We start from the raw sequence: 11,703 nt of genomic DNA, 5'->3' as shown, positions 1-11,703 counted from the left end.
TGTGCTATCGAAAGTGCAGGCTTGTTCAATGTATCAATTATTAATTATTCATTGTACTGATGTACTGCATTTTAAGTTTTGGTATTTATACTTTAGCACATTTTATGTATTTTTTAATGCAGATTACATGAATGGTAAATATATGGCGTGAATGGTACCAGATGTATTACATTATATTTATAAATCTCTTATATGTTCGCTGCCATAAATCTCATCTTTCCTTAACTTTGACAATATCTCTTCTTTTTTAGTGCCAATAAGAAGTTCACTGTTATATTTGAGATATTTCTCACTTGGATTATCAGCAAGGAACATTGCCGTTTCACTGTTTAATGTAAGCTCTGTTACAAATACGACCATTTCCTGACCTGCTCCGAGTGTTTCCTCAATAAATGAAAATGCATTTTCAAGCTGTTCAGATGCAATATCCTCACTTTCCTCAAGTGTCTTTCTCTGACTCTCAAAGCCTGAAAGTGCCTTCTCAAATGCTGCATCAATGTCTTTTTCCTGGCCCATTTGTGTTTCTGACAGTTTACTTATAAGATATTCATTTGCCTTTATCTCATCCTTATTCAAAAATCCTGCCTTTTTGTCCATTTCAAACGAACACTTCTTTTCTTCAACCAAAGTATTAAACACTGAACTTGTATCTTCTTTAAGCCTTGATTTATAATCTTTAAGAAAATCATACCATATATCCGTTACAAACTTATTTAACCATACCCTGTGGAATGATACCTCAAGTCCGCTTATCAAAAGATTTATGACACTTACCCTCTCATCAAACGATGCATCAAAAATATTTTTGTATGCCTGCTTTGACGGATTTCCTGCAAGTATTTCCTGAATACCATAGTCATTTTTATATTTCTCATAGAGAGCAAAATATGCCGCAACATCTTTTGCTGTGTCATCGTGCTGTATAAACTCAGCAATTATGTCCTCATCAACTTTTATACCTATATCATTATATACATCATAGAGATTGCTTAAATCCTCCCAGCCTCTCGCCGTCACAAACTGCATTCCGTCTATATCAGCTTCTACCTTGTAGAAATTGTTTGGTCTCAGCTCAAGATAGTTTATTATCGCTCTGTTTATATGATTATTTGCCGCATATTCTTTCCATATGTTGAAATCAGCCTCAATATCAATCTTTCTTACACGGTCAAGTGTTACCATGTCAAACTCTCTTACTGACTTATTGTATTCTGACGGATTTCCTGCTGCCACTATTATCCATCCCTTAGGCACTTCCTGATTTCCAAAAGTCTTGCACTGCAAAAACTGAAGCATCGTAGGCGCAAGCGTTTCCGAGACACAGTTTATCTCATCAATAAACAAAATCCCTTCTGAAATCCCGCTTTCCTTAATCTTTCTGTGAACGCTCGCAATTATCTCACTCATCGTATACTCGGTTACAGAATATTCTTTTCCGCCAAACTCCTCCTTAACAATAAACGGAAGTCCGACCGCACTCTGTCTTGTATGATGCGTGATCGTATACGAAACAAGACCTATCCTGCACTCTTTAGCAATCTGCTCCATAATCTGCGTCTTGCCAACACCCGGAGGTCCGATAAGAAGAATAGGACGCTGTCTGATAGAAGGGATAACATACTCTCCATCCGCATCCTTTTTCAAATAAGCCCTCACCGTATTTTTTATCTCATCTTTCGCTTTCTTAATATTCATTGTCTTTCCTCATTTCATTTTGCATATTTAATCAAAATTTTTGTGATAATCCCTAACATTCCCACAACCTTTTGTTTCACTGTCAACTTTCAAGTTTAGCCCCAACTCATTCCAGCGAAACTTTCATCGCCCATGCAGGCACCTCTGTCTCACTCATCTTGTCAATAAACACAAATGCCGTTTTATAGTTCATTCTTCTTTTAGGATATTTTCCTTTTCCATCAGTAAAATATAAAAGTCCCTGAAGTTTTTTTATCTCTCCTGTTTCCAATAGATTATTTACATATTCAAATGCAGGTCTGAAATCAGTGTTTCCACCACCTGCAAGTTCAAAATTATTTATAAGCCTGTCTATATCTGTATCACCTGTAACTGTTATATCCGAATGTACCATCTCATCGCACTGTATTATATGTATCTTTCGCTTTCTAAAAAAGCTATCCGTCTCTGACAATATCGTAAATGTCTCTCTCAAAAACTTTTTGACGAGTTCTCCGCTTGTCGAATAACTTGTATCAACAACGATCACAAGTTCCTCTATCCTGAGATTTTCCTTTGTTTCTATCGGCTCTATGAGTGGCATATTTTTATATAACCTAAGGCCATAAGTATAATAATTCAGGTCATATTCGTCCATATCTATCTTAAGTTCTTCCTTTAAAATACAGAACTTTCTCAAAAATTCCCTGTAACTTTTCTTACCTCTCTCAGCTTTTATCTGCTGCTGCCAGAAATTTTTGCCCTTGTCGTTTTCTTTTCCCTGACTTTCCTTTTTAATCTCGCTCTGCCTTGATATCTTATCCCACTTATCTTTCGTCTGATTCTGTGCTGCCGACATTTTGTCTTCTTTTGGCCAGTGTTTGTGTGTATCGGTATAAAATTCCATCTGAAGCCTGTTTATCGTTTCGCTGTCAGCTTTCATAAGTTCCCTGTATATAACTGCCGCAGACATACGGTCAGGATCTTCATCTATTTTTTCATAGACCTGCATCCTTAACCAGCTAAGAGGTCTTTTCAATGTTTCCTTTTCCATCCTGTCTATCGTGTACTCAACAATAATGTCACATGCAATACTCCATATAAATAAATCCCTCTCCCCCCTTATCCACAGATGACTGAATATGCAGTGAAGGACACTATGCAGAAAAAGCCTGTCAAGATATTTTGAGTTTTTCTTAAATACGCCTATCATATGTTCAGGCTTAAAATATATATAATTTCCATCAGTTGACATAGTATATATTGTCTCGTCCACTTTTGGTGTAAGCTCACTAAAAGCAACATCAAAAAATCTAAGTTCCATATAAAGCTCATTTTTGATAAACTTAAAAATGTCGTTAGAAACCTGCCATTCCCACTCACTCTGTGTCTGCACTCTCAACTCTATATACACCTCCCATTAATCATAATCCTAAATAGATATCTGCAAAACTATCATAATATGCTATTAAAAAGCATATCTAGACTTTCTTATATCTTCTTTTTTCTTGCGATACTTTAATATAAGTGCCACTGCCTCGCCAAAATTTGTTTCATTTGCCATAACTATAGCACTTTCTACCATATCCCTGTCATCGTTAAACTTTTCGAGCATAAATTTTATCTCATCAATATCTTTTTCCTGAATACAGATACCCATAATCTCATTTTTGTTACTTTTAAGATATTCCATATACATATCTCCTGACGAATCTTTTAGCATATACGGATACATCAGACGGTAAAGTGCTATCTTTCCTGCAACTTTAATGCTTTCTTCTGCTGAGGCTTTTGGAAATATCGTATCATACTGGTTCATATCCGCTTTTCCGTCATCAAAACACTGTCTTGCCCTGAATCCTTCGCCTTCTATATTTCTTCCGAATATATGTGCAGGTGCTATCTCGTCATATGCCTCAGTATATTCAGGATATAACACCTTTGCAGTAACTCTTTCTTCTTTAAGATATGCCACTTCAATCTCAGAGGAAATTCTGCTTAACACCTGTTTAAGTCCTGTAATATCACCTATGTCACTTCGCATATATATCTTATTTAGGCTGCGGCAGTTCATAAACACATCACTGCCAACTTCTTTTATATTCTTTCCTATTGTAATATATTTAAGTTTTTTGCAGTTATAAAATGCATTATTACCTATTTTGGTCACACTGTCAGGTAATTTTATGCTTTCTACAAATTCCCCTGAAAATTCATGGTAAATCGTATCGTCTATATCTTTTTTATCATATTCTTTTTGCAGCTCTTTTGTAAGATGCAATGTCCCCGAAAAACAATACGGTGCTATCTCTGTTATATATTCAGGGATATCTACAACACCACTTTTTGAAAATACACGATAAAGTGTAATCCCTGTCTCACTCTCATCTACCAATAAAATAAGCCCATCTATTTCTTTTATCATTTCTTCCTCTTATAATTTCAGTCACTCTCACATACTGACTGTTATCTTCATATTCCTTAAAAACAATACTGCCATGTCCTGAAATTGTATCCAAAACATGACAGCATTATTTTTGTTGTTCATTAAATCATTATTTCAAAAGCTCATCTATCATCTTATCCATCTGTTCAATATTTTCTTCTTTGACTGTTGATCTTATTGAAACTATATTTTCACATATCTCAATATTTTTCATGCCCTCAAGACTCTCACGCATTTTCTTTGCTGCAAGTGGAGCCCATGAACCGTTTTCAACAAGTGCAGCTTTTCTTTTCTGGAAGTTCTTTGCTTTTAAGTGATTTAAGAAATCTTCCATAACAGGGAAAAGTCCTCCGTCATATGTTGCACAGGCAAGCACCATCTTGTCATATCTAAAAGCCGCCTCGACAGCTTCCGCCATATCGTCCCTTGAAAGGTCCATAACTTCCATCTTCTCAACGCCTTTAGCTTTAAGTTTTTCTGCTATCTGCTTTGCCGCTTCTGCAGTGTTTCCATGTATTGATGCATAAGCCACAAGAACACCTTCATCCTCAGGTTCATAACTGCTCCATGTATTATAAAGACCGAGATAATATCCGAGATTCTCTTTTAATACAGGACCGTGAAGTGGACAGATAGTCTGAATATCAAGTGCTGATGCCTTTTTAAGAAGATTCTGTACCTGCGCACCATATTTTCCCACTATATTAAAATAATATCTTCTTGCTTCGCAGGCCCATCCTTCATCATCCTCTGAATCAAGTGCACCAAATTTGCCAAATCCATCTGCTGAGAAAAGTATCTTCTCTGTTTTCTCATATGCAACCATAACCTCAGGCCAATGAACCATAGGTGCCATCACAAATGTAAGTGAATGGCTTCCGAGAGGGATTTCATCACCCTCTTTTACAACAACCTGTCTATCTGAAAAGTCCTCATCAAAAAATTGTGGAAGCATCTGGAAAGTTTTTGCATTTCCGATAAGCTGCATATTCGGATACTTATTTGCGATAAGGGCTATATTTGATGCGTGGTCAGGCTCAAGATGTGAGATAACAAGATATGCCGGCTCTTTACCGTCAAGTGCCTTCTCAACATTCTCAACCCATTCATCCGTTGCTCTTGCATCAACTGTATCCATTATAGTTATCTTTTCATCAAATATAATGTATGAGTTGTATGAAACGCCGTCAGGCACTACATACTGACTCTCAAAAAGGTCTATATCCTTATCATCAACACCAACATATTTTACACTATCTGAAATAAACATACTCAAAAAATCTCCTTTCGTAGATCAAAACATCTGTTATTTTATAATCAATGTCCGGCACAACGACAAGTCAAGCGTGTATTCACAATCTGCCCTGTTACTTGCCCATAACACTGCTGCACTATTTAAACATCTTAAACATCTTCTCGATAACTTCCACTGTACCGTCAATGCCATAACATGCCGTATTAAGACACATATCATAATTTTCTGAGTGTCCCCAGCGGCGGCCTGTATAATAATTATAATATGCTTTTCTTGCCCTGTCCATATCTCTTACTTTCTCAACAGTCTCATCATATGATGCCCCTGTACATGCCATATCATGCTTTACTCTCTCTTCAAATGGTGCTCCTATAAAAACAGATATATGCGGTATATCTGCATTGCCAAGAACAACATCAGCACAACGGCCTAAGAATATACAGTCTCCTTTTTTTGCCATATCCTCTATCATCTGGCTCTGTGCAAAGAAAAGTTCATCATTTCCCGCAAATTTACGCAGTGAAAAAGGTGTCTTATTAAGCCAGCCTTTCTTACTGTCTGCCTGTGACGCATCAACCGCAAAAAAATCTTTTCCAATATGCTCACATGCCATCTTGATTATCTCATTGTCATAATATGACATATTTAATCTGGTTGAAAGTCTAAGACCAACTTCATGCCCGCCGCTTCCATACTGCCTGCCTATACAGAGAATCTTTTTGTTACCATCTTTAAACCTGCTCTTCATCTCTGCAATATCACTGACAAAGCTATCCGGAAGTACTTTTGCAGGACTATACTGCTCTAAAAGGGCGTTAAGCTGTTCAAGTTCCATCCTGCACTCATTTGCAAGCTCAGAATCCTTTATCGTAGATATCATATTTCCTATAAGAATCGTTTCGTCTCTTATAAAATGTCTCTTATCCTCATCAAGATGTTTAAGCATCTTTTTTACAGACAAGTCTTTTCCCGCCGGAAATACTTTCCCCATTGTACTTCCTGTCGCTTCATACACTTTTACATCAAGCTCATATATCTTTTCTACAAGCTCCTTAACATCATACTCTCCCATAATATCTGCACCTCCTAATTTATCAATATCCGACTTTAGTTCCCTTACTTGTCATATAGCCGCTTATCTTTCCTGCTTTATAATCTTTTTTCTTTGTAGCTATAGGTATCGACGGATCCGTAGGATCATAATTTATTGAACTTGAAACCTTTATCGTAGCTTCTTTTCCAAGAGGTCCCGGCTTTTTGGAATTTCCTTTTTCAATCTTGACCGAACTTCCTACCGGCACATAATCGTAAAGCCATTTTGCATCTGCCACAGTCATCCTTATGCAGCCTGCAGATGCAGCACTGCCAAGCTTGTTGTAAGTCACAGGATTTAATGCATAATGTGACTGGCTTCCGACTGCTATCGCATGAAAATAAACATTACCTACAACATGACTTGCCCATCTTGCATAAACAGTACTTCCGTCAGGCTCTCCCATTGGCTTTAAGCTGTATTTTGCAGCCGTGCCGTTAGTACATATAGAATATGAACCAAGCGGTGTATAAGATGATGACAGAGTAAGCCCTGCTGCCCCTGATGTTGAAGCCGTATCTCTTCCAACTGATACAGTACATGTTTTAACAGGAATTATATATCCTTTTTTCTGACTGTCATATGCATATATAGTAACACAGCACGCAGCTCTGTTCACTACGATCTTTAAATTATTATCTCCCTTTTTTAATTTCAGGACATTAGTGAGATCTGTCACCTTGTCGCCATTCTTATAATAAAATTTATATGTTTTGCCGGCATATGTTTCATAACGCCATCCGTTTTTTCCAACATCAATTGTCTTGACATTAAATTCCTTTGTTCTTAATTTAATTTCTTTGTTCCATTGAGTATAGCCGCATGCCATCACCTGGAATCTGCCCTTATTAGTGTATTTATAGTTTGCAATATAAGCCTTATTTGAATAGACACCAACAAGATTTTTCTCAAATGTCCTCTTTCCATTTTTTATGCTGTATACCTTAAATCTCACACTCTTTATATTTCCCGGGATATATGCATTTACAAGTTTAAACTTACATGTTCCATTTGAAAGCTTAACTACGGTAAGAGTACCATTTTTTATTTTTATGGATGCACTTCCTGTTGATTTAAGAGTTCTTGTAATGCCGGCATTATCAGTAACCAGAACCTCAATCTTATATGTCCCAAATTTATGATTTATCGATTTTAATGGTATATCTGAATAATAATATGTACTTGTTCCATTATGAACACCCTTTGCAGTACAAACAAGTTTTCCGGCACTGTCATAAATATTAAATGTAACCTCTTTTACTACAAGTGCTGAATTTACTTTCTCAACATACACACGGAATGCCTGATTTTTTTCTGTCTTAGCTGTTGTCTTTGAACCAACCTTTCCATATGTAAGTGCAACTTCAAATTCTGTTTTTGCAATTTCCTCTTTTCCATCTGCAAGTTTGCTGTTCAAAAGTGTAACAACTGCATTGTATTTTCCATATTCAGTACAATACTTTGTAAGATCGATATCCCAGATCTTTGATGACTCAGGGATTTCAACGGATGAACCTATCTTCTTTTCATCGGTTCCATCATTTTTCACAATAGCAAGCTGTATCTGATTATCTTTTCCCGGAACTAAAACATCATTATTTGAATTAACAAATGATATAGTCCTGTTTGCTTTTGATTTATAACCGTCAACTTTAAGAGCCATATTTTCGCTGTGTATCGTAAAATCACATTTTGCACCTGCCTCAACAGTAATTCCACTGCTCATGACAAACGATACTGTATATTCTTTATAGGCATATGTCTTTAGGTCAGACAATGCAAATGAACCTGTATACTGACCATTTTTGCAATTCTGTGTATCAAAAACAACTGGCTGTTCATATACACTTACTGCATTTCCATCGTCATCCGTATATGTAACCTTTGTTATCATGCTCTGTGTCTCTGTAGTATCAATACCATTTAATGTATATGTGCACACACCATTTGCACGATCCGTATTTACATTAGCCGCATACTCTGCTGCTTTTGCATTTGCAGATATTGAAAAGACAACTGCAAATACAATTGCCAAAAACATCATTGGTAATACTTTGATCTTTTGTCTGTGTTTACTTTTTTCTAACATTTTGTTCCTCCCATCAAAAATATGTTTACTTTTATATATATTTTACCACTTCTTAATATTGTATTGCAAGTAAAGACTTATCTGCCAGCAAAAACACCACAATATTTTATGATATGACTTTAAATATTCTTTCGTATCCTATCATAAAACACTGTGGTGTCATTTTTGTGCCCTATCTTGTCATCTTATCTGAAAATGTATATTTTTTATACTCTCTGTTACAAGTTTTTTAAAGTCCGACGAAACCCTGTCGGCTGTCGCCTGCACCTCTTTGTGGCTTAATGGCGTAACACTCATGCCACTTGCCATATTGGATATACATGATATACCACATATCATCATACCCATATGGTTAGCTGCCACGGCCTCACAAGCCGTACTCATTCCAACGGCATCCGCACCGAGTACCCTCGCCATCCTTATCTCCGCCGGACTCTCATATGCAGGCCCGGTAAACTGCAGATAAGTTCCCTCTTTGAGGTCGATATCAAGTGAGACTGCCGTCTTTTTTATAACTTTTCTTAAACTTATGTCGTAAATCTCACTCATATCAGGAAATCTCACACCAAGTTCATCAATGTTCTCTCCGATAAGAGGTGATGGCACAAAACTTGATATCTGGTCCTTTATCAACATAAAATCACCAGGTCTGAAATCATAATTCACACCACCACTTGCATTTGTAAGGAACAAAACCTCTGCCCCCATAAGCTTCATAAGCCTTATCGGAAGCACCACATCAGAGATATCATATCCCTCATAATAATGGACACGCCCCTGCATGCAGACAACAGGCACATCCTCCACATAACCAAAGATATACTTTCCCTGATGCCCTGAAACGGTCGAAACAGGAAATCCATCGATCTCATGATAATCAAGCTCAGTCACCACTTCGATGCCATCCGCATAATCACCAAGCCCTGAACCAAGCACAAGAGCAATATCAGGCTCAAAATCAACCTTGTTACTAAAACACTCATAGCACCTTTTCAGCTTATCATAAATTTCTTCTGAATCTTTACACATTTTTTTAATCTCCTTACTTATATAATTATCTCCATAAAGTCTATTGCGAAACTGTTAATAAATGTAACTTGCCTGCACGACTATAACAGATAATGTTAGTCGTGCAAGCCTCACAGTCTGCAGCAGTTTCGCCCAATATTCTTACCCAGCAATTCCTTTTCCAAGTTTACCCGTATAAAGCTGATAATACTTTCCTTCCTCTTTTATAAGGTCATCATGCGTTCCACGCTCTATTATCCTGCCCTGTTCAAGAACCATGATACAATCACTGTTTCTTACCGTTGAGAGTCTGTGCGCGATGACAAATGTCGTTCTTCCCTTCATAAGTCCGTCCATTCCCTGCTGAACGAGTTTCTCAGTTCTTGTATCTATCGAACTTGTAGCCTCATCAAGTATAAGTGCAGGCGGATCTGCAACTGCCGCACGCGCTATAGCAAGAAGCTGTCTCTGTCCCTGACTTAAATTTGCACCGTCACCCGTAAGCATCGTGTCATATCCATCCGGAAGTCTTGTGATAAAACTGTGCGCATTCGCAAGTTTTGCTGCCTTTACGATTTCTTCGTCGGTCGCATCAAGCTTACCATACTGGATATTCTCCCTTACTGTTCCAGTAAACAGATGTGTGTCCTGTAAAACGATACCGAGCGAGCGTCTTAAGTCATTTTTCTTTATCTTATTTACATTTATACCGTCGTATCTTATCTTTCCATCCTGAATATCATAAAATCTGTTTATAAGATTTGTGATGGTTGTCTTTCCGGCACCTGTCGCACCTACAAAGGCTATCTTCTGACCTGGTTTTGCATAAAGCACTATATCGTGGAGTATCATCTTGTCATCATTGTAACCAAAGTCAACATGGTCAAATACTATATCACCTCTCATATGTGCATATGTTGTTGTTCCATCATCTTTATGGAAATGCTTCCAAGCCCACATTCCCGTGTGTTCCTCAGTTTCGATTATCTCGCCATTTGCATCCTCTTTTGCATTGACAAGCTCTACATATCCATCATCCACCTCAGGTTCTTCATCGAGAAGCTTAAATATCCTGTCGGCACCTGCCATAGCCATTACGATAGAGTTAAACTGCTGGCTCATCTGATTTATAGGCATTGAAAATGACTTATTGAATGTAAGGAAACTTACAAGACCACCTATAGTAAATCCACCGATTCCGTTAAGGGCAAGGATACCTCCGACCATTGCACAGAGCACATAGCTTATATTTCCGAGCTGTGCATTTATCGGCATAAGGATATTTGCGAATTTATTGGCATTGTTCGCACTGTCAAACAACTGGTCATTTAACTTGTCAAAGCCCTCCATACTTTCTTCTTCATGGCAGAATACCTTGACTACTTTCTGGCCTTCCATCATCTCCTCGACATAGCCGTTTAACTTACCTATGTCTCTCTGCTGAGCCATAAAGTAAGAACCGCTGAGTCCGCCGAGTTTCTTTGTAACTACAAGTGTAACTCCAACCATCACAAGTGTAAGTATCGTAAGCGGTACATTGAGTATCAGCATATAGATAAACACACTGACGATAGTTATCGCACTTGATATAGCCTGAGGTATACTCTGGCTTATCATCTGACGGAGCGTATCTATATCGTTCGTGTAAAGTGACATGATATCTCCATGTGCGTGTGTATCAAAATATTTGATAGGAAGTGTTTCCATCTTATTAAACATTTCTATTCTGAGTCTTTTAAGTGTTCCCTGCGTAACATATATCATAAGTCTGTTATAAAGGAATACTCCTATGACACCTACACCGTAAAATATTCCTACTTCAGTTATCTTTGCAAGAAGTTTTGAAAAATCAGGGTCAGAACTCTTTGACAAAGGCAGTATATATTTGTCGATAAGTGTCTGTGTAAACATTGTTCCCTGATTTGTCGCAAATACACTTGCGATTATTCCTATTACTACTATTAGACAGTGTACCCAGTAATACTTAAATACATATTTCATCAATCTGACAAAAAGTTTGCCGGGATTTTCTATTTTTGCACCAGGTTTTCCCGGTCCCATTGGTCCTTTAGGCATAAAGCATTATCCTCTCTATTCTTTTTAGTGCATGTTCAACAAAATCCTTGATTTTACTGGCT

At 37.4% G+C, this 11,703-nt stretch carries 8 protein-coding genes; all 8 read right to left on the bottom strand.

All coding sequences use genetic code 11. The features are described 5' to 3' along the window. Nucleotides 1–177 precede the first annotated feature (177 nt). Nucleotides 178–1,695, bottom strand: a complete 1,518-nt coding sequence (locus tag KQI69_RS08250) for an AAA family ATPase (RefSeq protein WP_216564901.1) — start codon at nucleotides 1,693–1,695, stop codon at nucleotides 178–180. A 106-nt stretch (nucleotides 1,696–1,801) separates the two neighbouring features. Further along, nucleotides 1,802–3,070 carry a VWA-like domain-containing protein gene (locus tag KQI69_RS08245; RefSeq protein ID WP_371818787.1) on the bottom strand — a complete coding sequence of 423 codons (1,269 nt, stop codon included), beginning with the start codon at nucleotides 3,068–3,070 and terminating at the stop codon, nucleotides 1,802–1,804. A 72-nt stretch (nucleotides 3,071–3,142) separates the two neighbouring features. Continuing rightward, entirely contained in the window at nucleotides 3,143–4,099 is a 957-nt protein-coding gene (locus KQI69_RS08240) for a leucine-rich repeat domain-containing protein (RefSeq protein WP_216564900.1), read from the bottom strand. Nucleotides 4,100–4,229: 130 nt separating this feature from the next. Beyond that, nucleotides 4,230–5,390, bottom strand: a complete 1,161-nt coding sequence (locus KQI69_RS08235; RefSeq protein WP_216564899.1) for an FprA family A-type flavoprotein — start codon at nucleotides 5,388–5,390, stop codon at nucleotides 4,230–4,232. 121 nt (nucleotides 5,391–5,511) lie between these two features. After that, nucleotides 5,512–6,447: an AAA family ATPase gene (locus KQI69_RS08230; protein ID WP_216564898.1), complete on the bottom strand. Its 936-nt coding sequence runs from the start codon at nucleotides 6,445–6,447 to the stop codon at nucleotides 5,512–5,514. 22 nt (nucleotides 6,448–6,469) lie between these two features. Further along, nucleotides 6,470–8,557: a L,D-transpeptidase gene (locus KQI69_RS08225; protein WP_216564897.1), complete on the bottom strand. Its 2,088-nt coding sequence runs from the start codon at nucleotides 8,555–8,557 to the stop codon at nucleotides 6,470–6,472. Nucleotides 8,558–8,737: 180 nt separating this feature from the next. Next, on the bottom strand, nucleotides 8,738–9,586 hold the full coding sequence (locus tag KQI69_RS08220; protein WP_216564896.1) for a purine-nucleoside phosphorylase: 849 nt from the start codon (nucleotides 9,584–9,586) through the stop codon (nucleotides 8,738–8,740). Between the two features lie 141 nt (nucleotides 9,587–9,727). Next, complete coding sequence (locus KQI69_RS08215) at nucleotides 9,728–11,641, bottom strand: ABC transporter ATP-binding protein (RefSeq protein WP_216564895.1); 1,914 nt, start codon at nucleotides 11,639–11,641, stop codon at nucleotides 9,728–9,730. Nucleotides 11,642–11,703 lie beyond the last annotated feature (62 nt).

The sequence above is a fragment of the Eubacterium sp. MSJ-13 genome (genome assembly GCF_018918235.1).
GTDB lineage: Bacteria > Bacillota > Clostridia > Lachnospirales > Lachnospiraceae > Butyribacter.
Note: the sequence above shows the minus strand (reverse complement) of the source record. Positions and strands in the feature narration are given on the sequence as shown.

Coding starts and splice junctions, on each gene's coding strand:
- KQI69_RS08225 (WP_216564897.1), bottom strand. CDS start 8,557: ATGTTAGAAAAAAGTAAACACAGACAAAAGATCAAAGTATTACCAATG.
- KQI69_RS08220 (WP_216564896.1), bottom strand. CDS start 9,586: ATGTGTAAAGATTCAGAAGAAATTTATGATAAGCTGAAAAGGTGCTAT.
- KQI69_RS08250 (WP_216564901.1), bottom strand. CDS start 1,695: ATGAATATTAAGAAAGCGAAAGATGAGATAAAAAATACGGTGAGGGCT.
- KQI69_RS08235 (WP_216564899.1), bottom strand. CDS start 5,390: ATGTTTATTTCAGATAGTGTAAAATATGTTGGTGTTGATGATAAGGAT.
- KQI69_RS08240 (WP_216564900.1), bottom strand. CDS start 4,099: ATGATAAAAGAAATAGATGGGCTTATTTTATTGGTAGATGAGAGTGAG.
- KQI69_RS08215 (WP_216564895.1), bottom strand. CDS start 11,641: ATGCCTAAAGGACCAATGGGACCGGGAAAACCTGGTGCAAAAATAGAA.
- KQI69_RS08230 (WP_216564898.1), bottom strand. CDS start 6,447: ATGGGAGAGTATGATGTTAAGGAGCTTGTAGAAAAGATATATGAGCTT.